The organism is Neptuniibacter sp. QD72_48 (assembly GCF_047778065.1).
In the GTDB taxonomy this organism is placed as follows: domain Bacteria; phylum Pseudomonadota; class Gammaproteobacteria; order Pseudomonadales; family Balneatricaceae; genus Neptuniibacter.
This window is the reverse complement of sequence record NZ_CP180547.1, coordinates 1,906,172-1,929,419: the sequence shown is the minus strand read 5'-3', so window position 1 is coordinate 1,929,419 and position 23,248 is coordinate 1,906,172. Positions and strand designations below refer to the sequence as shown.

Annotated in this window: 19 protein-coding genes; 11 read left to right on the top strand and 8 right to left on the bottom strand. The window is 41.2% G+C overall.

Annotated features, from left to right (window positions below; genetic code table 11):
* The first annotated feature begins 26 nt into the window (after positions 1-26).
* The 5 genes from amrB to ACMXYX_RS08495 all read left to right on the top strand — a co-directional run bounded on the left by amrB (position 27) and on the right by ACMXYX_RS08495 (position 5,934).
* Positions 27-806 carry an AmmeMemoRadiSam system protein B gene (gene amrB, locus ACMXYX_RS08515; protein ID WP_415898192.1) on the top strand — a complete coding sequence of 260 codons (780 nt, stop codon included), beginning with the start codon at positions 27-29 and terminating at the stop codon, positions 804-806.
* On the top strand, positions 793-1,377 hold the full coding sequence (amrA, locus tag ACMXYX_RS08510) for an AmmeMemoRadiSam system protein A (protein ID WP_415898193.1): 585 nt from the start codon (positions 793-795) through the stop codon (positions 1,375-1,377). The genes amrB and amrA overlap by 14 nt, the downstream gene beginning before the upstream one ends.
* A gap of 553 nt (positions 1,378-1,930) precedes the next feature.
* Positions 1,931-2,263: a hypothetical protein gene (locus ACMXYX_RS08505; RefSeq protein ID WP_415891486.1), complete on the top strand. Its 333-nt coding sequence runs from the start codon at positions 1,931-1,933 to the stop codon at positions 2,261-2,263.
* Between the two features lie 13 nt (positions 2,264-2,276).
* Positions 2,277-3,296 carry a hypothetical protein gene (locus ACMXYX_RS08500; protein WP_415898194.1) on the top strand — a complete coding sequence of 340 codons (1,020 nt, stop codon included), beginning with the start codon at positions 2,277-2,279 and terminating at the stop codon, positions 3,294-3,296.
* A gap of 37 nt (positions 3,297-3,333) precedes the next feature.
* Entirely contained in the window at positions 3,334-5,934 is a 2,601-nt protein-coding gene (locus ACMXYX_RS08495; protein ID WP_415905904.1) for a PKD domain-containing protein, read from the top strand.
* Between the two features lie 386 nt (positions 5,935-6,320).
* On the opposite strand, the gene ACMXYX_RS08490 is transcribed toward ACMXYX_RS08495, so the two are convergent.
* From ACMXYX_RS08490 to ACMXYX_RS08480, 3 genes are all read right to left on the bottom strand, one after another.
* Entirely contained in the window at positions 6,321-6,656 is a 336-nt protein-coding gene (locus ACMXYX_RS08490) for a hypothetical protein (protein ID WP_415898196.1), read from the bottom strand.
* Positions 6,657-6,673: 17 nt separating this feature from the next.
* Positions 6,674-7,645 (bottom strand): hypothetical protein, encoded by a 972-nt coding sequence (locus tag ACMXYX_RS08485; RefSeq protein ID WP_415905903.1) that lies wholly within the window; start codon positions 7,643-7,645, stop codon positions 6,674-6,676.
* Between the two features lie 540 nt (positions 7,646-8,185).
* Entirely contained in the window at positions 8,186-8,866 is a 681-nt protein-coding gene (locus ACMXYX_RS08480; protein ID WP_415898198.1) for a FecR domain-containing protein, read from the bottom strand.
* 358 nt (positions 8,867-9,224) lie between these two features.
* On the opposite strand from ACMXYX_RS08480, the gene ACMXYX_RS08475 reads away from it, so the two are divergent.
* On the top strand, positions 9,225-10,670 hold the full coding sequence (locus ACMXYX_RS08475) for a rhomboid family intramembrane serine protease (protein WP_415898199.1): 1,446 nt from the start codon (positions 9,225-9,227) through the stop codon (positions 10,668-10,670).
* A gap of 14 nt (positions 10,671-10,684) precedes the next feature.
* Entirely contained in the window at positions 10,685-12,022 is a 1,338-nt protein-coding gene (locus tag ACMXYX_RS08470) for a hypothetical protein (protein WP_415898200.1), read from the top strand.
* Positions 12,023-12,078: 56 nt separating this feature from the next.
* On the opposite strand, the gene ACMXYX_RS08465 is transcribed toward ACMXYX_RS08470, so the two are convergent.
* Complete coding sequence (locus tag ACMXYX_RS08465; RefSeq protein ID WP_415881266.1) at positions 12,079-12,897, bottom strand: pyruvate, water dikinase regulatory protein; 819 nt, start codon at positions 12,895-12,897, stop codon at positions 12,079-12,081.
* A gap of 238 nt (positions 12,898-13,135) precedes the next feature.
* Between ACMXYX_RS08465 and ppsA the strand changes: the two genes are divergently transcribed.
* A complete protein-coding gene (ppsA, locus tag ACMXYX_RS08460) occupies positions 13,136-15,505 on the top strand; it encodes a phosphoenolpyruvate synthase (protein WP_415898201.1) in 2,370 nt (789 codons plus the stop codon).
* Positions 15,506-15,529: 24 nt separating this feature from the next.
* Here ppsA and rrtA read toward each other — a convergent pair whose 3' ends face one another.
* Both rrtA and ACMXYX_RS08450 read right to left on the bottom strand, forming a co-directional pair.
* The gene (gene rrtA / locus ACMXYX_RS08455; protein ID WP_415898202.1) at positions 15,530-16,231 is read right to left on the bottom strand and encodes a rhombosortase; all 702 of its coding nucleotides are present in this window, start codon (positions 16,229-16,231) and stop codon (positions 15,530-15,532) included.
* Positions 16,232-16,242: 11 nt separating this feature from the next.
* Complete coding sequence (locus ACMXYX_RS08450; protein WP_415898203.1) at positions 16,243-18,399, bottom strand: VIT and vWA domain-containing protein; 2,157 nt, start codon at positions 18,397-18,399, stop codon at positions 16,243-16,245.
* Positions 18,400-18,602: 203 nt separating this feature from the next.
* Here ACMXYX_RS08450 and ACMXYX_RS08445 point away from each other — a divergent pair, with 203 nt between their 5' ends.
* Complete coding sequence (locus ACMXYX_RS08445) at positions 18,603-19,295, top strand: hypothetical protein (protein WP_415898204.1); 693 nt, start codon at positions 18,603-18,605, stop codon at positions 19,293-19,295.
* Between the two features lie 25 nt (positions 19,296-19,320).
* Here the strand turns inward: ACMXYX_RS08445 and ACMXYX_RS08440 are convergent, their stop codons facing one another.
* Positions 19,321-20,052, bottom strand: a complete 732-nt coding sequence (locus ACMXYX_RS08440; protein ID WP_415898205.1) for a helix-turn-helix domain-containing protein — start codon at positions 20,050-20,052, stop codon at positions 19,321-19,323.
* 346 nt (positions 20,053-20,398) lie between these two features.
* Between ACMXYX_RS08440 and ACMXYX_RS08435 the strand changes: the two genes are divergently transcribed.
* Positions 20,399-20,983: a substrate-binding periplasmic protein gene (locus ACMXYX_RS08435; RefSeq protein WP_415898206.1), complete on the top strand. Its 585-nt coding sequence runs from the start codon at positions 20,399-20,401 to the stop codon at positions 20,981-20,983.
* A gap of 99 nt (positions 20,984-21,082) precedes the next feature.
* Positions 21,083-21,748, top strand: coding sequence for an SDR family oxidoreductase (locus tag ACMXYX_RS08430; protein WP_415898207.1), 666 nt, complete (start codon positions 21,083-21,085; stop codon positions 21,746-21,748).
* A 7-nt stretch (positions 21,749-21,755) separates the two neighbouring features.
* Here the strand turns inward: ACMXYX_RS08430 and ACMXYX_RS08425 are convergent, their stop codons facing one another.
* Positions 21,756-23,183, bottom strand: a complete 1,428-nt coding sequence (locus tag ACMXYX_RS08425) for a sigma 54-interacting transcriptional regulator (RefSeq protein WP_415898208.1) — start codon at positions 23,181-23,183, stop codon at positions 21,756-21,758.
* Positions 23,184-23,248 lie beyond the last annotated feature (65 nt).

The window sequence follows — 23,248 nt, the reverse complement described above, 5'->3', positions numbered from 1 at the left end:
AAATGGGATATACCACGGAGAAGCTTATGAATACTCGTCAGCCAGCCGTGTCCGGTTTGTTTTACCCAGATGATGCTAGAGAATTGGCAAGAGAAGTAGATACTTTATTACGGAAAGAGCAGAGAGAAGTGGTCCCGAACTTAAGGGCTCTAATAGTCCCTCATGCTGGATATATTTATTCAGGAAGTGTCGCAGCCGCAGCTTATAGTTGTATCCCTCATGATTCACCGTTTAAGTACATTTTATTAATCGGGCCAAGCCATCGAGTGGCATTTCAAGGTATGGCGGTTCCTTTGGCTGATCAATTCAATACTCCACTTGGTAACATCGCTATCGCTGCGGATAGAGTCAGCGAATTAGTTGATAAAGGCTTTGTTAGTTACAACGACCTTGCACATACACAAGAACACAGTCTTGAAGTTCAGTTGCCTTTTATTCAACAAATCGATATTCAAGCAGATTTAATTCCTGTTGTCGTTGGAAATGCAACGGCAAGTGAAGTCGGTAAGATAATCATGCCTGCATTACAAGATTCAGAGGTACTCACCGTTATCAGTACGGACTTGAGTCATTACCATTCTTACGTTCAAGCTAAGTTAATTGATGAAAACACCAATAAACGCATTATTGATGGTGATACTGATATCACAGGTGATGAAGCTTGCGGATACATGGGCCTTAATGGTTTGTTATGGGCATTAGCTTCCACTCACTTAAAACCACATCTATTGCAAAGCAGTAACTCTGGAGACAGCGCGGGGGATAAGGCTCGTGTCGTAGGGTACGGAGCTTATGCCATCTATTGAATTTAGTTATGAACAGCAAAAGTTAATGATTGAAATTGTTCAAGATTCAATTGCATCAAAGCTGGAATTACCTTCAAAAAATGAGCCCATAGATTATGATTCAATTTCAAAACTGTCATGGCTTAATAAGCCAACTGCAACATTTGTAACTTTATCTATCAATGGCCAGCTACGAGGTTGTATCGGAACATTAGAAGCACGACGGTCTTTACTTAAAGATCTACAGAGCAATGCAGTTAACGCAGCCTTTTACGATTCTCGTTTTGAACCTGTTCCCGTAAGTGAATTTGATTCCCTTTCAATTCATATCTCTGTTTTAACGCCCCCAGTAGAATTGAGAGTATCAAATGAGGAAGAACTTATTAGTTGCTTAAGGCCGGGAATTGATGGAGTAATAATAGAAGAAGGAAGACATCGAGCAACCTTTCTACCTTCCGTTTGGCAGCAATTGCCTACAGCAAAAAAATTCCTTCAACAGTTGAAGTTAAAAGCTGGTTTACCTAACGATTACTGGAGTGGTCGAATCCATTTTTATATTTATCAAGTGGTAGATGTACTGGATAGAGATTGAAGTGAAATAGGGTATATTAAAACTATCTATACTAGACCAATTGCTAGTCCGATTTGTTTTTGAAGTACTTCCCTAAAGTATCAAGTTAATCAAACAGTTAGTGTTTAAATAAGTAATATATTAATAAGTAAAATTAAAAAAACTTAGTTTTGTAGATATTCGAAGTTGCATCTAGATTAACGACTGCTAATTTTATATTAAGGCTTGAGGTCGAGCCTGGATATGGACAATCGAAACATACACAAACTGGAAATTGTCACGTCTGAAGATCTGGCTATGCCAGTACCTCACAGTTGATTGCGTTTTTTCCTTGGTTCTATAGGGATGCCAAAGGATTAGGAATATAAAATAACGCTCTAACAGTCGCTGTAAGTAGCTTGTGTAGTAACAAACAAGTCCCAAGCTGAGAGTTAGTTTAAACAAAGAGTGCTGACTATATTAGTAAGCAATCCTTATGTGTTTACTTAACTAAGTCAAAACCCTCCATTTTCTGTTCCTCGCAATCTGTTTTTTTACTTATTGAATTTAAATATTGATAGTGAGGATATGTCTCATGAATAAGATATTCAAAGCATGTTGCGGGCTTATATTGATTGTTTTGTCCGCAGCTTCCTATGGCCAAGCTTGGGTGACAGTTCCATCGGGTGTTGGACTAGGAGAAGAGGTTGATGTCACTGCTGGGGGGTTCAGCCCAGATGAAACAGTTTCGGTCACAATTACCTACCCTGATGGTAACAATCACACAGAAGCAAAGGTAGCTAACGCCAATGGCGAGGTTACTCTTGTGCTGATTGCTGATGTGGCAGGTGAGTACAACATCGATGCAACTTCTCAAGCTAACCCTGAAAATGCAGCCTTTCCTGCGATTTTAGTCGTTATAGAGTAGTTGAGGGGGCATTATGAATAAGTGGAATTTTATTAAGAAGTCTACACCACTCTTGGTACTGGCCGTCTCTATGCCATTGCAGGTATTCGCATCTAATTCGTTGATTTATGTGTCAGAAAGGGATGGAGATAAAGAAGTGTTTAAACTTACTTCTGAAGGTAAGCATCTTCGTATGACATCAACGGCAGGGGATGCAATGGAACCGGTTGTCTCACCTGATGGTAAATGGCTTGCGTTTACCTTGTTAGAAAACGGTAATCCCGACATCTATGTAATGAATGTTGAGAAACGACAACCTAGGCTACTTTTTAGTAACCCTGGATTGGATATGTCTCCTGTTTGGTCTCCAGAAAGCGATAAAGTCGTTTTCGTAACAGACAAACCAGATAGTTCATCTATTTTGGCTGTAGATATAAACACAGGTGCCGTAGAACCAATGACGGACAAGAATACAGACGTACAGCCGCTGTTTTCACCTGATGGTCGTTATCTCAGTTTTGTTCGTATTAATGGACGCTCCAAAAACATTTCTGTAATGGATCTACACACTAAAAAAACTGTACAGCTATCAGCAGGTAAGAAGTTTAACGACGGCTCTCTGGCCTGGTCACCGGACGGGAAATACTTAGCGTTTACAACCAAACGAAATAAGAAGTTTTCTCTACGCAGATACGAATTTTCCGGAAGCGAGTTAAATCCGGTTGAAAAAATACTATACGAAGGTGATATCAAAGTTTCAGGGACTAATTGGTCGCCTGATGGTAAGCGGATCACGTTTGTAGGTATACCGTACGGTAAATCCGATAGAGAGGTGTTCACTGTTCAGGCTGATGGATCAGCCATGTTATCTGTTGGTCCTAAAGCAATGGACTCATCACAACCAAGGTGGGATTCAGAAGGGAAAAAAATCACTTTTGTTGGCTACAAAGGTCGAAAGACGCTTTTGTTCAACATAAACCCGGATGGCGGGGATTTAACCCAATTAACTGAAGATTCTATTACCGCACAAAGTCCTCAGTATGTTCGACGCTGATGCTTGGTTGATGACCGTATAAAAAAGGAATTGAATTATGAAACATCACAATTCACAAATTACTGCTTTTAAGATGAAGCTGTTGCCGTTAGCTATGAGTGCTTGTTTGCTACCAAGTGTTGCATCAGCGATAGAGTCAGCCACCTATACCTTGGATGCTGATTTTAGTCAGGGGATATTGAATGGCCTAAATTACGATGTAATAGCTGACCAACTCCAAATTAATGAAAACGCTACAACGTTCCCATTGTTGTGGATAGCAAATGCCTCTGAGGCTTCAGTATCTAAGCTCAATACAGACTCTAATTGTGAAACAGCTCGATATAAAACTTGGTTTGTAGGGGGAGGTAGTCCTTGGGCAGGTGCTGCTCCGTCACGTACAGCGGTAGACGCAGATGGTAATGTCTATGTATCTAACCGACATTTTGACGGTAAACGACCTCTCGTTATGAAAATTCTCAATGACAGTTTTATTGATCGAGATGGCGATGGCCAATTAGATACATCGACTGATGCAAACGGTGATTGCCGTATTACTCCAGATGAAATGATGCCACTAGTAGACTTGAATGGTGATGGCAGATTGTCTAATAACGAGCTTACAGATGAGCGAATTGCTTGGGTGGCAGAGGCTGGAGATCCTGGGAGGTTAGGTCGTAGCCTTTGCATAGGCAATGATGGCAACCTTTGGTTAGGTACATATTATGACAGAAGATATTACAAGCTAAGCTCAGCTGATGGCAGTCTTTTGGCAGGTCCTTACTCTGTAGGCGTTACTCCATATGGCTGTGTTGTAAATAGCAACGGTAAATTATATTCAGCAGGTTTGAGTAATCTGTTAGGTGAGCTTGATACTAATACAGGTACGCAAATTACCCGAAGTCATCATCAATCCTATGGTATCTCTATTGGGAATGACAAAATTTACCTGTCAAATAGGAATGGATATTCATTCTCAGAATTCAATCCTGCTAGCAATACCTTTTCTACACCAACGGGATACACTGGCATTTCTTCACTAGGGATTTCCGTTGATGGTGAAGGCAATATATTAGTTGGTAACCAAAATGGTGGTATGTATAAGTACAAGCCAGATGGGACCTTACTATGGTCAAGTCCCGCACAAGCTGGAACTGGTCATCTACGAGGTGTTGTTGTAGATGCAAATGGCGATGTTTGGGGCGTTCATGTTAACAATAACAATGTTTCTAAATATGATGGCTCTACAGGTGCACATCTAGGTGTATTCCCAGTTGGGGCTGGGCCATATACCTATAGTGATGCTTCAGGTATTGGAGTTCGTAACAGTACACTTCCATCAGGCTTATGGACTTTCGTTCATGATAGTGGTGAAGACGATTCGACTTGGGATGCAATTTCCTGGACTGATCTTCTTCCAGAAGGAACATCAGTAGAGGTTAAAATCAGATCAGCAAACACAGAAGAAGCCCTAGGGGCTGCAGTATATCAAACTGTTAATAATGGGGTGGCTCCAGCAAATGTCATTGGCCGATATGCGCAAGTTCAGGTAAGGCTCGCTGCAAACGAGGCAGGCGACTCACCTGAATTTTATGATCTAACTCTAAATTGGGAATTGGCAGCTCCACCACTGGTACCACCGGTTGTTAGTGTTTCTCCTGATGCTACTTCAATTAATGAAGGTTCAAATTTCAGTGCGAGTGGATCATTCTCGGATCCAGATAACTCCACAGGCTGGTCCGGCACTGTTAATTACGGAGATGGCACAATAGAACCATTAGTAATTAACGAAGCAGCAATGACCTTTAGTCTTTCTCATATCTATGGTGATAATGGTCTTTACACTGTTAGTGTTGAATTGAATGATGCCGACGGTGGATCTGATGGAGAAACTCATGATGTAACAGTCTTTAATGTTGTGCCCATGATTAATCAATTAACTGTCGATCCTCTAGTCAGTGTTAATAGCACGGTTAATTTAGATGTGTCATTTGATGATGATGGTTTCCTTGATACCCATACAACTGAAGTAGATTGGGGTGATGGCACACCTAACGAATTTATCACCGTCGATAATGCAAATAACACTGCTGCAGGTTCCCATGTCTACACTGAACCTGGTGTTTATACTGTCACTGTAACAGTGACTGACGATGATGGTGCATCTGCTCAGCAAACATACCAGTACGTCGTTGTGTATGATCCAAGTGCTGGCTTTGTTACGGGTGGTGGCTACATCAATTCACCATTAGGGGCATATGTGGCTGATCCAAATATGGTAGGTAAGGCTTCATATGGCTTTGTTGCCAGATACAAAAAAGGTAAGTCTGTACCTGACGGCCAAACGCAGTTCCAGTTCAAGGCTGGTGATCTAAACTTCCATTCGGCGTCTTATGAATGGCTAGTCGTAGCGGGTTCGCGGGCTCAATTTAAGGGCGATGGCACTATTAATGGCGAAGGTGATTATGGCTTCATGCTCACAGCCATAGATGCGGCAATCAATAACAGTATCGATGTGGATCAGTTCCGAATTAAAATTTGGGATAAAGCATCAGGTGCAATTGTTTACGATAACCTGATTGGTGAAGCTGATGATACCGATAGCCTGACTTCCATAGCAGGTGGTAATATCGTAATTCATACCAGTAAGAAAAAATAACTATAAGGACTATCAAACTTTTTAATTAACTTTTAAAGCCCATATCATTTTGTGATATGGGCTTTTTATTTGGGGGGGATTTATGTTGCAGAGATCGCAATCTTGCTCACTGTAATCACTGAAACTTAGAGGTTTATGAGGCTTGTTGATAGTAAAGGGATGTATAAATAAATTCTGCAAGACAACTAGCCTGCACTTCATTGTAAGTTTTATTTTAGTATTAAGGGGCGCTGTATTTAACACGTTTCTATTGAAGCTAATAGTTTAGATAATCATCGCTTTCGTTTTGTCGTTGTTTAAGCTCTGTTGCCGCCGCTGCCAGATTTAGATTAAGCCAATTTAGTTACGCTAAATCGGCTTAACCTGTATGTTAATAAAAGCTTAAATCAAGTTAATACATTTACTAACTTCTCTAGCACTTTCACACCTTTATTAATCTTATTAGTGATTTTATTGATTCTATCGATGTCTTTATTGACTGCGTCTGTAGCTTCTCTAGCTGACTTCGTATGTTCTGCAAGTGCGACTATTGCAGCCATTAGTTGTTCGCTAGCTTCTAGTGCTTCTGCGTCAAATAATTCATCCCTCTTGTCTTTTAGGGATTGGTATTGATCATAGAGCGCCGGTTTAAGTTCATCGTTAGTTTCTAGCTGAAGGAGAATGTAAGTCTCTTCGATTGCCTCTACTGTGAGAGCAATTAACGCATCATTTACCGTTGTCATTGTTATCTTCTCCGTGTCTAGTGATTATCGTCTTTGCAAGTGATCTGGCCTTTATCTAGAACAATGTGAGACTCACAACTAGAATAAAGTGTTTCTAGGGCACTCTGACGATCATTTATTCCTTTTAAGTAGGCAATGGTTGTTCGAAGCTCTTTGACTTGGTTTTCCTCATCCTTGAATACATCAAGGAGTTTGGAGTGTCCTTTTTTGATTAGCTCTAATTGTTTAATGGCCGTTTTAATTTCTTGAGTGATTGTGATTTTTTCTGAATACATTTCATAAATGCGATCCAGTTTTTCTTTTCGCTCTTCGTTACTGCTTCTGGGGCCTCTACTATTGTTGTAATCATTTATTACAACGAGTAATTGTTCATTCCGATGGTCTTTGATCGCTGCTTCAAATTTCCTTGTTTTGATCAACGCTATTGCTTTATCGATCATAATTTGTATTTCGGGGTTTGCAGCAGTGACAATTTTTTCGATATGCTCATTGCGACGTTTCTCTGCACGAGCCTGAAGTATTGAGGCGACGATGCTGGCTATTTGGCTGTTTTTCTCCTTTGAAAACAGGGGCTCCTTATCCGTTAAGGCTTGGTAGTTAGCATCTAGGTTAATTAATGAGCTATTTAGTTGGCCTACAGCAAGCTCTACCTTTTCTTGATTGCCTGCAGTAGACAGTGCGGATAACGATCTGACATAAGCTCCCAAGGCATTATTCATAACAACTAAGGTGTAGAGGGGCTCTGTTTTACCTAACTTCTTCTGTTGAGCTTGGTCTAGATCTAGTGTAGAGATCTTTTGATTTTTATACGCAATCTCTAAGAGCTTTTCTTCAACGTCAGCGTTGTTGTATTCACTAATCAAAGTATTGATTTGCGACTGGGATGTTTGAGTAGTATCTGCGAATGATTGAACATCATTAACTGGGGTGCTTTTGCAGCCTGCAATAGACAGCATCGCAATGGCTACGCTGAGTCGTATCTTGTTCATGGTTCCATCCTATGTTGACTTAACGATTCAAGTACATCGAAGCAACAACTCAAGAGCTCCATCTCTCATCTACGAATGTATATAGATTGTACCTTTAATATTTAAATTACAATGAAATATCTTTTAAGTATTTTTCGTATTTTATGAGGTTTCTGAGTTTCCAGTTTTGTTTTAGCTAGTTGTTGTGAGCTGCCCTGCAGTTATCTTGCATAGAGCTTTGATATTGAACACGATGTGTTACCACAGCTGTAGTGCAGAAAAAATCGTAACTGGATGTTGTGCAATGTTTTTCTCTATACCTACTTAGCTCAACACATTCATAAAGTAGCTTTATGTCAGCTAACTTGCATCGACCTGATGGCGGGGATGTTGGCAATTCGGGTTAATGCATTTACCTTTTGCTTTTTTGAATTGATTCGATTTTTGCTGCTCTAGAGCTAATTTTGAACAAAGGTGTATGTGTTAAATGTTGCCTAGAGAAGGAAATTAGAAAGCTTAATCTTCTTTTCTACACAGCCATCTTTGAAATACTTTATAGTATTAATCTATATAATCCGTATTCGGTAATAGGCTTTCAAATTCCCGTGGTGCTTTAAGTGCCGTAGCAGCAGCTGCTTTCTTAAGCTTTTCCTTGGCCCACATAGACACTTCCGAAGGCTTCATGCCTTTAGAAACCATAGTGCCATCACCTGGTCGGGTGATCTCTACCTGCCCATGTTCGTTTTTGATGTATACACCTTTACCCTCAAGCATGGTTACATCCAGCGCATCTGAAAAAATCATACCTCCCCAGAACTCTGTGCCGCGGACACCAATAGTTGCCAAAGGGGTGTGTATCTCGAATTTAGGCTGTTTTTGTTTACCTATACTGCCTGTCAGCGTCCTGAATGCTCCTTTAAGCATTTTGAAACTGACATCTGAAGTTTGTTTTTTCTTATCAAATTGGTATTTGGATAATTCAAATTGAGTGTTTTCGGCCAGAGATATAGTGGTTTTATCTGCAAGTTTGATTAGGATCTTGCTACCTACAGGAGTGATCAGAACATCTTCTGTAAATAGGGGATCATTCCTTTTGATAAACAGATGTTGATTCTGCCGTTCAACCAAAGGCTTTCCTTGAATTAGGACCACCTTACCAATTTCGTTACTGGCGGCCACCGGGTTGGCAAAGAAGCAGAGTAATAACAGGAATAAGTGTGAAAACTTGGATAGATGTGACATCTAAAAGCTCCATTATCTCTGAGTCAGATTCGCAATGTAACGCATAAAGCACTTAGATTTAATTGTTACAGTAATTCGTCAGATAGCAATCAGAACCACATAAGCTGGCTTTGTAATAAAAGTGCAACATGACCTTATAGTTCCAAGGGACAATTTATTATCTTAATTAGATTGTTTAAATTTTAACCTAACAGATTGATTTCATGAAAGGTTGTAAGATTTTTGTCGTTTTATTGGTTTTTGCAGCTTTTCAACTAAATTTACTCTAAACCGCATAAAATTATAGCGTCTTCTGTATGTGTTACCCTTTGTTAATCCAAAGGAAATTACCAAACAGTTGAGAACGGAATCGTAAACTATGGTCATAATCCCAACTGAGAAAAAATTCGATTGGCGCAGACCACCTTTTGTACTGTTTTTATTGGTTATATTGAATGCGCTGGTGTTTTTCTTCGCTCAAGATAAAGACGAAGAGATGATTAATGATGCACTTAATCGTTACACAGAACTACAGTATTTCGATGCTGAATGGGACATGTACCTTAACTACCTCAAAGAAGATGGGGTAGCCGATAAGCAGATAGTCGAATATCAGAACCTGCATCGATCTGGGAACACGCTTGAGTTAAGTTACTATTTGCTAAGTGACTTAAATTTCTTTGAATACCTGCGCTATAATCAAGTACGTTTTGATGAACCGGGTAGTGGTGATTATTGGCTCAATCGTTCTGAGTTATATGATCTCATTTCGAGTACCACTATTTTTGGTCATGGTTTAAAACCAAAAGCATTTTCGCCTCTTGATTTGGTTACCTACCAGTTTTTGCATGGCAATTTTTTTCACCTGATAGGCAATATATTCTTCTTAGTCATTTTTGGATTTGCAGTTGAGGCTGCCATTGGCCATCTACGCTTTTTGCTCTTTTATTTGCTTGGCGGAATCGCCGGTGGGGTACTTTTCTTATTGGTTAATTCGCAAAGTCCAAGTGCTTTAGTTGGAGCCTCAGGCTCAATTTCTGCAGTTATGGCAATGTATTTAGGTGTTTTCCGTTTTAGGAAGATAGAGTTTTTCTATTGGTTCTTCATCTTTGTTGGCTTCATGCGTGCGCCAGCCTTATGGGTATTAGGACTTTATATTGCCAACGAGCTTTATCAGTTTGCCACTGTGACCGACTCTAACGTCGCTTTTATGGCGCATACGGGTGGGTTTATCGCTGGTGCATTACTGATATTTACGACAATTATGGTTTCCCCAAAAGTCTTGGATGAAGAATACCTAGAAAAAAAGGAAGACCTTGCAGAAGACGTTAAGGCGCGAGATAAGATCTACCATCTGTTAGGTAAATTCTCCTTTAAAACAGCTATTTCAGCCATTGATGAGTTTGAAGAAAAGTACGGTTCTGATTTTGAACTGAGGCGCGTGAAGTATGAAATTCTAAAGGCTCAGCATAACGATGATTATCGATCAGTAGCCTTACAGCTTTTAACTTACGAAAAGCCGACTGCTGAAGAGCTTGATAAGATTGAAGAGCTATGGCACTGCAGTACGTTTGCTCAAGAAGAACTCAAAAATGATGATCTTCTACAACTTGCTTGGAAAATGGCAACGCTATCTAGCCTTAAAACTTCTGAAGAGATTTTTACCATGCTTTATAGCCGTGGGATGAAAACTGAGGAGTTTAGTCATTTAGCTAGGAAGTTATCCGTGGCATTCGGTGAACGGGAGCATGAGGTAAAATGTAAACGTTATGCAACTGCTGCTGATGAGATCTATGAAAGAAGCCGTCGTGGTTTATTTAATTAGTGGTTAGGGCTTATATGGATCATTGCAAATACCACCCTTTAAAAGCATCTACCTATCACTGTAATGCTTGCCATCTTAGTGTGTGTGATAGTTGTGTTGATGAGTCTGATGAAGACATTCGTTGTGTCCGCTGTGGTGAGCGTTTAGATAGTTTGGGGGCAGGGGAAAATATCGACCCTTTTTGGCGTCGACTTGATCAGGCATTTCGCTATCCCATGGATGCCCAAGTACTGATGCTTATTCTAGGAGCATCCATTTTCTCTGCTGTAGGTGCATTTATTGGTGGATTGATTGGCTTTATTCTTTCTATTTTGGTCGCCGGGGTAACCACTAAATATAGCTTTATGTGTTTACAGCAAACGGCTGATGGCAGTACGAAAGCACCATTAGTAACCGCAGCCTATAGTGGTGGCGTTAAAATGATTATTCATATTATCGCCATCTTTTTGGCAATAGGCCTGATGCTGCTTGCGGTTTCTAAAACATTTGGTGATTTTGTTACAACGGCATTTGCCATATTTTGGTTGTTTTCACTTCCAGCGGTCTTTATCAACTATGCAAGATTTGAAAGTATCGGCGCTGCTATAAACCCAATTGAGTTGATTAAATTGGTGTGCAAATTAGGTCGATCCTATCTCATTTTGCTTGCTTTTTTGTTGATCATGATTGCATCGGTTGCGACGCTCAATCAGCTTTTTTCTGATTTCTATTTCTTTTCAAACATATTGGAAAGCATTACCTCTTATTACTATCTAATCGTGATTTTTCATCTCATGGGGTACCTATTGTTCCAGAAGCAACGTGCTTTAGGTTTTGCTAGCCGGTTTGATGAAGATGAGATGCAGATCCGTACTGACAAACTGCATTTTATGGACAAGGTCGAAGTGCTTACGAAAGAGGGGCGCTTTGAGGATGTTTCATACGAATTTAAAGAGGGTATAAAGCGGTTCCCTAAAGAATTAGATATCTTTAACCGTTATTTTGATTATCTCTGCGCAATCCAAAACTCTGAAGATACTTGTGTCTTTTTCCCGAATTATCTTGAGTGCCTAAAGCAGTCTAATCGGGAATCATTAATTCCAGTTTTGATCCAACGCGTTTATCAATACGACCCTAATTTCAAGTTGAAAGATCCCGCAGCTAGGCATGAGATAGCTAAGAAATGCCATGAGGCTGGCAAGTATAAATTAGCTATTAAATTACTGAATGGTCTGCATCGAGAATTCCCACAGTACGAGGGTAGAGTTAAAGCTTATGAGCTAATGGCTGATGCACTTGAGGCGATGCCAGGTAAAGGACAGCAAGCTGAAAAATACAGGGAAATGGCAGCTAAAATGGCTGAAGCAGAGTAAAAACGGCGGTTGTTTTGTTATATTAAAAGGAGCCGAAAGGCTCCTTTATTGTTTTGTTAGTTCATTCGTCGTTCAAGGCCTGCTTGAGCCATGATTCGAGTAGATATCTCTTCAATCGAGAAATTTGTTGTGTTGATCGTTGAAATATTTAGCTTCTTAAACAGTCGCTCAACTTCACGTACTTCGAAATCACACTGATCAAGTGAAGCATAACGGCTATTAGGACGGCGTTCATGACGAATCGCAGAAAGCTGGAATGGATCAATTGTCAGACCGTAAAGCTTATGTTTATGTTCCTCTAGTACTTCAGGAAGGCGATTAAACTCCATATCTTCTTCGGTCAGAGGGTAGTTTGCTGCACGGATACCAAATTGCATCGCCATATAAAGGCACGTTGGTGTCTTTCCGCAGCGGGATACACCTACAAGGATGATATCCGCATTGGCGTATTGGCGTGTACGCGCACCGTCATCATTATCGATTGCAAAGTTTACTGAATCTATGCGGTCTTTGTAGCGAGTACGCTCAACGATACCGTGGGATTTACCTACGGAATAATTGGAGTGAGCATCAAGCTCGTTTTCTAGAGGTTTTAGGAAGCTTGAAAAGACATCGATCTTAAAGGCATTCGATTCGGCAATGATATTACGAATATCTTCATTTACGACCGTATCAAAGATCAAAGGGCGAGTGCCATGTTGCTCGGCAACTTGGTTGATCTTCTGGACGGCCTCGCGAGCCTTTTCAACGTCATCTATGTAGGGAAGAGTAATCTGTTCAAATTCAATGCTATCAAACTGAGCAAGCAAACTATGCCCCAATGCTTCTGAGGTTAGACCTGTTCCGTCTGAAATAAAAAAAGCTGTTCGTTTCATTGTTTACTTACAATCTGCAACAAAAATATATGGCTGACTATACCAGATGTAGAGCAGGGTTGCGGCTATCATCGGCAGCCATATTTCAGCGATTGGTCATGATTTCATCAATAGTCTGATTATCATCAAAGTAATCCACCATATATGCGCTTTTTTCAGGGGATTTTTGCTGCTGAGTGCAGTAAGATCTCACCATTATTAGAAGTAATAACTATACACCAGAGTAGGAGATATACAGTTGCAGAACTATGTACTGCGCCTAGATCAGGTAGGAATGAATGACGTAGAAAGAGTAGGCGGTAAAAACGCTTCTCTTGGCGAAATGTTACAAGAACTTACTGGCGCGAATGTTAAAGTGCCAAATGGTTTTGCAACTACGGCTGATGCCTATCGTGACTTCCTAACTCATGGCGGTCTAGAAGATAAGATTAATGCCAAGCTTAAAGAGCTTGATACTAATGATATCCAAGCACTAAAAGAGACCGGTAAGACGGTACGTGATTGGATCATGGAAGCAGAGTTTCAACCAGAACTTGATCAAGCGATCGAAGCGTACTGGGCTGATATGTCTGCTGAAAATCAAGATATCGCTGTGGCAGTTCGTTCTTCTGCAACGGCTGAAGACCTACCGGATGCTTCTTTTGCCGGGCAGCAGGAAACATTCTTAAACGTTCGAGGTCTAGCCAATGTTAAACACGCGATCAAAGAGGTATTTGCATCTCTCTATAACGATCGTGCTATCTCTTACCGTGTTCACCATGGTTTTGAGCACAGTGAAGTAGCGCTTTCTGCCGGTATACAGCGCATGGTTCGCAGTGAAACTGGCTCTTCCGGTGTAATGTTTACGTTGGATACAGAGTCTGGTTTTAACCACGTAGTTTTTATTACTTCTGCATACGGCTTAGGTGAAACCGTTGTACAAGGCGCGGTTAACCCAGATGAGTTTTACGTATATAAGCCAACCCTAAAAATGGGTGCACCAGCAATTATTCGTAAAACGATCGGTTCTAAAGCGATCAAGATGGTCTACTCTGAGCCGGGTTCAGACAATCCTGTATCCACTGTTCAAGTTGATCAGGCTGAGCGCCAGCAGTTCTCCATCGATGATAAAGATGTTCAGCAATTAGCGAAGATTGCCATTGAGATCGAAAACCACTATGGCCGCCCAATGGATATTGAGTGGGCTAAAGATGGCGATACGGGCGAACTATTTGTCGTTCAGGCGCGTCCTGAAACTGTTAAGAGCCGCAGTAATCAAGCGGTAATTGAGCGCTACCTACTAAAAGAAACCAGCCAAGTACTTGTTGAAGGCCGCTCTATAGGTCATCGAATTGGCTCTGGTAATGTACGTATCGTCCATGACATTAATGAAATGGAGAAAGTACAGCCGGGTGAAGTGCTTGTTACAGATATGACAGACCCTGATTGGGAGCCTGTTATGAAGCGCGCTGCAGCTATTGTTACAAACCGCGGTGGTCGTACTTGTCATGCTGCAATTATTGCCCGTGAATTGGGTATTCCTGCGATTGTTGGATGTGGGGATGCAACGGAACAGTTTGTTAATGGTCAAGTTGTGACTGTTTCATGTGCTGAGGGTGATACCGGTCGAGTTTATGCTGGAAAACTGGATTATGAGCACCAGTCTAACAGTGTAGAATCTATGCCTGATCTACCTTTCGAAATCATGATGAACGTGGGCAACCCTGATCGTGCATTTGATTTTCAGGCACTGCCAAATGCAGGTGTGGGGCTAGCGCGCCTAGAATTCATTATTAACCGCATGATTGGTGTGCACCCTAAAGCATTGATTAATTTCGATCAGCAGCCACCCGCACTGCAGCAGACTATATCTCGCCGTATTTCAGGTTACGACAGCCCAGTCGATTTCTATGTTGATCGTCTGGTAGAAGGTATTTCTACATTGGCCGCTGCTTTCTACCCTAAGAAAGTGATCGTACGTATGTCTGACTTTAAGTCGAACGAATACGGTCATCTAATCGGTGGCGATGCGTTTGAACCAAGTGAAGAGAACCCAATGCTTGGTTTCCGTGGTGCAGCACGATACATCTCTGAAAACTTCCGTGATTGCTTCGAACTTGAATGTCGTGCTCTTAAGCGTGTACGCGATGAGATGCAGCTTACTAACGTTGAAGTAATGATCCCGTTTGTACGTACCCCGGGTGAAGCGAAACAGGTTGTTGATCTGCTTGCTGCTAATGGACTTAAGCGTGGTCAGAACGGTTTACGTGTAATCATGATGTGTGAGATTCCATCTAATGCATTACTTGCTGATGAGTTCCTAGAACACTTTGATGGCTTCTCTATTGGCTCTAACGATCTAACGCAGTTAACACTGGGCTTGGATCGTGATTCCGGTGTTATTGCGCACCTATTCGATGAGCGAGATGAAGCGGTTAAAAAGCTGCTTTCCATGGCTATTTCAGCATGTAAGAAGCAGGGCAAGTACATCGGTATTTGCGGCCAAGGCCCATCCGATCACCCTGATCTAGCTCGTTGGTTGATGGAGCAGGGAATTAGCACAGTATCTTTGAACCCTGATTCTGTTCTCGATACTTGGTTCTTCTTGGCAAATAATCAAGAAAGCTAAAAGCTACTATAAATCAAAGCGCTATTAAGGTTTCTTAATGGCGCTTTTTGCTTTTGAAAGAGATGAAAATAATTTCAAATCAGCACTTCTTACAGCCTGATAAAAGCCTACAAACAATGCAGTACCAGCCCCAACGAGATGTGCTTCACTAAATACCGCCCATCCTTCAGTTACAAAGACTGTATCCTGCATAAATATCTCAGTAACCGTTTTAACAGCGATCGCTATCAACGGTAGCCATGCGATAAAGCCTTTTTCCTCTCTTAACCATTGCCATGCTGCTAAACAGATTACAGTGTATAGGATCCCAGATAAGCCACTGTATCGCGCTATATCTGTTAGTGGTGAAAGTAGAAAGATGGATAGGGTCACTAGGCTTGCAAGCAATCCATATATGAATAGCTTTTGGTTACGTTTCTCTAAATACGCTCCTGCGGCGGTAAAGGTTAACAGGTCCCAAAAAAGGTGCTCTGTAGAGCTATGAACAAAATGGGCTGTAATTAAACGCCAGAATTGTTGTTGCTCAGCAATTAGGGCGTAATCAAAGCAGAGCCATGAAAGCACAGGATAGAAATAACCTAGTAATCCGATGCTCAAAACACTGACGATGATAGATAAGGTGATCAGCGGTACTTTTGTTGACTGCTCGTTATCGTTAAGAGCATGACGAGAGTCACAACCGCCCCGAAGGGCAGTTGCGATTGAGGTGAACAAATTCATGGCCATTTCAGCTCTGTTTAGCGCTTAAAGCGACGAATTTGTACTAGTGCAATGGCTACAGCGATAAAGATCACTAACCATGGTGATACAGCACCGCCACCTGAACCTGTGCGTGTTGATGAAACACTCGGTCTAGTTTGGTTCTGGTTAGCCTGATCTTTCGATTGATCGACAAACATTGGCTGTTGAGCATCTACGCGATTCTGCTGAGCGGTAATCTGTTGTTGTGCTCGGTTTTGACGAGCGGTCTGTTCTTTTTCAACGCGTTTTAGATTAGAGCGCTCAATATTCATCGCTTTGAAGACTTCGTCTCTTACAACGATCATAGATGTGTAGTCAGTTACCAAGCCATATTCCACAGCGGTATCAACAATCGCTTGCTCAGCATCTTTGTCAGAGCCTAGGTAGTCCATCTCAGCTTGTAGCTCTTCTATTGCAGCATAAGCCCATAGGCGTTCCAATTCAGGGCTGTCAGTTGCAACGTCAGGTAGATTAAAGCTGGTCTTGTAGGTTTTCTTTTCACCGTTGATTGTGCCGGTCAGCTTCACTTCTGCCTTGCCTGGTTTGTAATAGTGTCCAAATAGAGTCAGTTGTTGACCGTGGTAAAGGGTATTAGCAAGGCGCGGTTTCACCAGCTCTTTGCTTCTTACACCATCAATCTCGATCTGAATGTCCCGCATAGAAGCATGAGCCATCTTGCCTTTGGCTATCTGGAGCTGACCACTAATATCGTCAGAGTTTGAAATCTGTAGAGCAAAGCCATTGGATACGCGTGTCATCTCTTCTAAAAGAGGACGGTTAGCGCTGTTACCCATAATAAAAGTAAATAGGCGGGCATCACGCTGCTCTAGTAGATCTAGAAATTTACTCTTTTCGGTCGTGCCTACATTGGCAACGCCATCTGTAACAAGAACGACTGCAGTAGTTCTATCCGAATCCAGTTGATTAATGCCGGTCTTAAGTCCCGCATAAAGATTTGTACCGCTACTTGGTTGTACCTGATCTAGACGTTGCAATGTGTCTTTAATTGTTTGCTGATCAGCAGGTAGGTAGCCCTGTGTGAAACTCTGAGCTCGATTGTTAAATAATACGATCTTGAAGCGATCATTTGGGTTTAACTGTGTTAATCCGCTTCTAATACCTTCAATCAGGGATGAGAATTTGCCGTGCATAGAACCGGAAATATCTAGTACAAACACCCAGTCTCGACCTTGATTCATTACTGGGAGGTCGCTACCCGGTGTTAACGTCAGCTTATAAGTACCTTTGCTTGAGCCTTCTTCTTTGTACGCGAGCATATCCACGCTTGCAGGTAGGTTTTCAGCATGACGCCAGTACAGCAATATATCTTTATCTAGGGTCGTCACACTGCTATTGATAGGAGTTTCTGAGTTTTGAGTTTCATACTGTTCGGACAATTCTGCTTGCTCCAGATCTAGCTGCTGTTGCGTCAGGTGGTTAGCTGAATTGATCAAGCTTGCTTGCCATTCATAGGCATTAAGTTGTTGGAAGGATGCATTCGGGTGTTTAGGCATTCTTAAGCCATCAACTGGATAGCTGGTCCTTAGCTTCACATCAAAAGAGAACTTCTCATTTACCGTTTCGTTGCGATCCCAAAAGCTCAGTTTTTGCTCGTCAACACCACCATCTTCAAGAGGGTATACGTATCGACCAATTCCAGTATCGGTCTGGGTATTCTGTAGATATACCAACTTGATTTTAACTTCCTGATTAGCCTTTACAGGAAAGACAGAGATATCGAACGTTTTGTATTGGTCTTTCTCTACGATCGCAGTTTCATTTCCCTTTTGTTTTTCCTGCTCGTAGATCTGTCGGGCACGCTGTTTCTCTACGACTTCACCTGTAACAGGTTGGCCATCAATCCAATAGCTAAATTCACCTACAGCCGCTTTATCTGGAACCGGGAAGGAGTAAATAGCTTCTAGATCAGTCGCGTTAGGGTTATGAAAAACTTGCTCAACTGTTGTGGTTGCGTACATATCTTCAATCACAACATCGACATGGTGTTCTTTGATTTTTAGCTCTTCATACCCTGCATTGCTCGGTTTTAATAGTCCTGCAGCATTACTGTATGGGCTCATCAAAAGAGCGCTGCCTAATGCTATCGCTGTGAATAGGCTGCTGCGTTTTAGGTTAGGAGTTGAGTGTTTCATCGCTTGTTCCTCATCTATTGATGGGAGCAAGATTGTGATGTTTAGGCGATTGTTAAAATGAAATTAAAATAGGTTTTAAATTAAACAGCTATGAGTATCAAAATATAATACCAACCTATTTATGAACTGGCCCGAAGATTGCTGACTATCCAATCAGAACATAGATTCCTTGTTTTAATGGATTAACATAGGCGCAGTTATATATGTATATCTCCAGTAATTATCAGACTTCTAGCTTAATTGGCACAAATCAGAATCACACAGGACAAAGTGCAGCACTGGCAAACTCTGGCCGATCAGCCTCTGTCAGCGGCAATACAGTGTTCTTAACGGAAGAAGCAAAACAGCTAAACGAATCTGAGTCTGTTTATACTCTCAGCACTGCAAAAGGTGATAAAGAGTACGATTTAGACACTTACTTCCAAGCAAAGCCTGCCCATGAAGGGGATATTTTCGATATTGAGGGCTTATTGCTGCCAAATGAGCAGAACGTGAGGGCTTTGCAGAATCACCTTTCAAAAGTGTTCCCCGATTTTTTGTCCCGTCACAACATTCCAGAAGCACCTGAATCGATAAACTATGACGGTAAAGGGCAGATAGTTTTGCCAGCTGATTACCCTTATGCAGATGAGCTTAAACAAGCCCTGAAAGAAGAACCAGCTATCGCTAAAGAGCTAAGCACTGTTAATGCTTTAGCATCACACCTTGCGGCTTTCAAAGAGCTGGAGCCATTCAGGCAAGAGATGGATAATGCTAATTCACAAGCAGAGATAGAAGCCATTATCGACAAATACAGTTATCTGCTGGGTGATAATCGACAGTACCCGTCAGTTGAACTCTCTTTCACAGAAGAAGGGAAGCTAACGGTAACCAGTGAAGGCAGTGCTTTGGTTTAACTCCGTAAGGAAATGCCCTGCAATACTATTTAGAGATCTTTTTAAACAACGAGTATTGCCATTGGCGGATGGCTAGCACCATGGTCGTACCATTTTTTTTCTGTTGTGGCGCCGAATGATCTTCTTGCATTAATTCGTTAAATTCTGCTGCGAGACGCTCCATTTTCTTTTGCAGACGTGCGTTGGAGCTATCGGTCAGGATGGCATTAGTCACGATCAGCTTTTCATTGGCTTTATCAAAACGTGAGCTAAAGAAGTCTTGTTCGACCTTTTCTTGGAAAAACTGCTGAATTGGGCCATTAGGTAGCCAATGGAAATTAGGGGCAACTAAAAGCTTTACGCGGTTCCCGGGCAGTAGATCGATAATCTTAAGGCGATCTAGCTTAGCTAGTTTTTGAATACATTCTGTTTCTGGAATGTCATAAGCATTAAGGATGTCAGAGAACGTCATTCCACTGATCACGCTGACTGTTATCAATAACAAAATCAGATCATTCGCGATCTCTTTTTCTTGGTCTCTGGTCAATTGAGTCAGTTGGCACTGATCTTTACTCATCTTCTGTACAAGCTCAGATAGCTCGATATTAAGCATGTCGCATATAGCTTCTAGCCGAGTGAGGGTAAAGTTTTTTTCAGCAAAAAGCCGCTTTACTGACGCTTCACTTAAATCAAGAATTTCGGCGACATCTAGGTAGGTTTTACCTTGAGCTTTAAGTTCTCGTTTGAGTGTATCTATCAGTGGTCCAACTTGCGCCATAATCTATTCCTTAATTTATGCTCACAGCGATATTAACCGAAGCGCTTTATATATTCACGATAATCAATTGGTTATTACCGCTCTTAACCACTAACTCTTGTCTAAACTATTTAGTGAATCACATACTAAAATTTTAGTTTGGAGTAATTGGATGAGATTAGGCTGCTTTATATGCTATTTGTTAATTATCTGTAGCTCTACCTATGCAGAATCTCAAGTCTCGTCTCATACTACTCAGTTTCTTACCCATAACCTTAAAAAGTCAGTTTTTAGAGATTTCTCTGGGGAGTTGAGAGGGATAGAACATGCGGGTCGAAGGGCTTTTAATCTTGAATTGGTTAGAGCTATGTCGGATTTACGCAAAAAGCCTTTTAATCCAGTAGAAGTACCGTTTTTGAGAGGGGTGGATCTTGTAAAGCAAGGACCTAACTATGCAATCTTCAATATTAGTCGGAATGAAGATCGAGAAAACAAATTTAAATGGGTTGGCCCATTACAATCAGACAGCGTTCAGTTCTTTAAAAATACCCGCTATACAAAGCAACTTACTTCTTATCTTGAATTTACCGAAGAGGTCAGAGTCTGTGTGCTACGGGGGAGTAGGCACGAGAGAATCCTAAAAGCTGAGACTCCTGTGTTGATCTTAGTGGCTAATAGCTACAACAGTTGTTTTAGGCTTCTTGCTGAAGGGCGAGTCGATTACACACCTGTTTCACTGCACGAAGTATCTAATGTTTTCAAAACCAGCGGCGTTTCAGAAAAAATCATCAAAAAGACGCCAATCGTTTTATATCAAAGTGAAGGCTATATCGCGTTTTCAAGACAGACTCCTGATGAGGAGATCGCGGCATGGCAGAGTGTATTAGACCGACTAAAAAAAGATGGAGAATACGATAGATTGGCAAATCAGTATTTATACCCCAGAGAATAACGTATACATCCTTCATTATTCTGTTGTAGTTTACTTGCCTCAGTTAATTACATGATTCTTACGTCGTGTAGTACAAGATCTATTCTTAGGGGTCTTTTTATGTCAAAAACAGTCGTTATTACAGGTGCTAGCCGCGGTATAGGTTTGTCTTTTGCCGCGTTATACAAATCTAAGGGGTATAAGGTTTTTGCCACTTGCCGTACCTGTTCTCCTGAGCTGAAACAGTTGGGTGTTGAAGTCATTGATGCTGTAGATGTTGCAAAGAATGATGGTTTAGAGAAGTTAAAAACGGCTTTAAAGGGCATCAAAATTGATCTGCTGATTAACAATGCAGGTATTTTGCGTAATGAGATTCTTGGTAATTTGAATGTCGAAACCATTCGCGATCAATTTGAAACAAATGCATTAGCGCCTTTATTGGTAACGGAGACGTTGCTAGATAATTTATCAAATTCAGCAAAAGTAGCGCTAATTACAAGTCGTATGGGATCTATCACTGATAATACTAGCGGTGGGCGATACGGTTATCGCATGTCGAAAGCAGCACTGAATATCGCAGGTATGTCCTTAGCACGAGATCTCCAGCCTCGGGGTGTTGCTGTTGCGATCTTACACCCTGGACTAGTTGGAACAGAAATGATTGGTGGAGTAGGTGATATAACACCGGATCAGGCAGCGGAAAGACTGTCTCAGCGTATTGATGAGCTTAATATCGACAACACAGGCACATTCTGGCATTCAAACGGTGAAGTCTTACCCTGGTAAGTAAAACCTAGTTATTTAATATCTGGTGCTTTTCGAGTAACCGATATAAAGATGAACGTGAAGTCTCTAATATAGATGCAGCAACGGTCACGTTATTGTTAGCGTGCCTTAATGCATTAAGAATTGCAGCTTTTTCAGCTCTACTTTTAGCTTCTTCTAATGGCATGAGACGGCGTTCATCTTCTCTTCTATCTAGCCCCATATCTTTGGCCGTAATAATCATGCTGTCAGACATTATTGCAGCATTACATACCCGATTTATTAGTTCACGGATGTTACCTGACCAGTGGTTTTGGCCCATCAACTTCAGAGCAGCTGAACTAAATTTCTTTTTCTTTAAGTCATTTTCTTTGGTATATCGCTCTAAATAATAATTCGCTATTCGCTGTATATCTTCTGAACCTCTGGATTGAAGGTTAGGTACATCTAGAGGTAGTACATTTAGACGGTAATATAAATCTTCTCTAAATCGTCCTTCTTTAACAGCCTCTTCAAGATTGACATGCGTGGCTGCAATGACCCGAGCATTGGCATGAATTGTTTTGGTGCTTCCTAGACGTTCAATCGTTTTAGTCTCTAGAAAACGCAATAAAATAACTTGCATGTCTAAAGGCAAATCACCAATTTCATCTAAGAATATGGTGCTATCGTGCGCTTCTTCAAAACGGCCTATGCGCCTTGAATCAGCCCCTGTAAAAGCACCTTTCTCATGCCCGAAAAGTTCTGACTGTATAAGAGTGGCAGGCAGGGCAGCACAGTTGACGGCAATAAAGGGTTTGTCGTTTCGGTTTGAATGTTCGTGGATGTACTTAGCAAAAAGCTCTTTACCTGTACCGCTTTCACCTATTAGCAAAGCAGGTGCTTCAACCCTTGCAGCTTTAGAGCACTTAAGAAGAATTTCCTTAAAGACAGGGCTTTCACCAATAAGGAAATTGTTGTCTTTTTTGAAGGCCGATGTGAGTGTTTTGTTTCTTAGTTTAGTCATACCTAACGCATGACCTAGAATGATACCAAGCCTTTCAATTTCAACAGGATAGGTGTGATAGTCAAAACAATAATGACTAATTAAAGATGCGATTTGAGGGTTATCTATAAAGGGCTTAGGTAGAAGCAGAATCCAAAGAATATTTTCGTCGTAGGAGAATATATCTTTGAGTTCTTGTAGTACTTTATCGTCGAGAAAGTGACAAGCAGCAATGCCCAGTTGAAATCGCTTAGAAGCCATCAATTGCTTGGCGCTTTGTGAATCTGTTGCAGCGAGAACATGGTTATTTAGAACGCGAACATTTTCTAAATCTGGAAGGTCATGGTTTTCTTCAGTTCTAGGCCTGAAGTAAATAATATGGCTACCTTCATGAGAGTCATTTGGTTGACTGACTATAGCTGGATTTACCGCTGAAGCCACATAAGATTCACTTTCGAGTTGTTTTTCCATAAGAATCAGCCCTGTGTTCTCTTATCTTCCTTGTAGTTAAGCGAGCTTTAAACCTAAAACAACTT

Coding starts and splice junctions, on each gene's coding strand:
- ACMXYX_RS08435 (WP_415898206.1), top strand. CDS start 20,399: ATGTCGGATTTACGCAAAAAGCCTTTTAATCCAGTAGAAGTACCGTTT.
- rrtA (WP_415898202.1), bottom strand. CDS start 16,231: ATGGCCATGAATTTGTTCACCTCAATCGCAACTGCCCTTCGGGGCGGT.
- ACMXYX_RS08485 (WP_415905903.1), bottom strand. CDS start 7,645: ATGAACAAGATACGACTCAGCGTAGCCATTGCGATGCTGTCTATTGCA.
- ACMXYX_RS08465 (WP_415881266.1), bottom strand. CDS start 12,897: ATGAAACGAACAGCTTTTTTTATTTCAGACGGAACAGGTCTAACCTCA.
- ACMXYX_RS08505 (WP_415891486.1), top strand. CDS start 1,931: ATGAATAAGATATTCAAAGCATGTTGCGGGCTTATATTGATTGTTTTG.
- ACMXYX_RS08425 (WP_415898208.1), bottom strand. CDS start 23,183: ATGGAAAAACAACTCGAAAGTGAATCTTATGTGGCTTCAGCGGTAAAT.
- ACMXYX_RS08490 (WP_415898196.1), bottom strand. CDS start 6,656: ATGACAACGGTAAATGATGCGTTAATTGCTCTCACAGTAGAGGCAATC.
- amrA (WP_415898193.1), top strand. CDS start 793: ATGCCATCTATTGAATTTAGTTATGAACAGCAAAAGTTAATGATTGAA.
- ACMXYX_RS08475 (WP_415898199.1), top strand. CDS start 9,225: ATGGTCATAATCCCAACTGAGAAAAAATTCGATTGGCGCAGACCACCT.
- ACMXYX_RS08470 (WP_415898200.1), top strand. CDS start 10,685: ATGGATCATTGCAAATACCACCCTTTAAAAGCATCTACCTATCACTGT.
- amrB (WP_415898192.1), top strand. CDS start 27: ATGAATACTCGTCAGCCAGCCGTGTCCGGTTTGTTTTACCCAGATGAT.
- ACMXYX_RS08440 (WP_415898205.1), bottom strand. CDS start 20,052: ATGGCGCAAGTTGGACCACTGATAGATACACTCAAACGAGAACTTAAA.
- ACMXYX_RS08495 (WP_415905904.1), top strand. CDS start 3,334: ATGAAACATCACAATTCACAAATTACTGCTTTTAAGATGAAGCTGTTG.
- ACMXYX_RS08445 (WP_415898204.1), top strand. CDS start 18,603: ATGTATATCTCCAGTAATTATCAGACTTCTAGCTTAATTGGCACAAAT.
- ACMXYX_RS08500 (WP_415898194.1), top strand. CDS start 2,277: ATGAATAAGTGGAATTTTATTAAGAAGTCTACACCACTCTTGGTACTG.
- ACMXYX_RS08480 (WP_415898198.1), bottom strand. CDS start 8,866: ATGTCACATCTATCCAAGTTTTCACACTTATTCCTGTTATTACTCTGC.
- ACMXYX_RS08450 (WP_415898203.1), bottom strand. CDS start 18,399: ATGAAACACTCAACTCCTAACCTAAAACGCAGCAGCCTATTCACAGCG.
- ACMXYX_RS08430 (WP_415898207.1), top strand. CDS start 21,083: ATGTCAAAAACAGTCGTTATTACAGGTGCTAGCCGCGGTATAGGTTTG.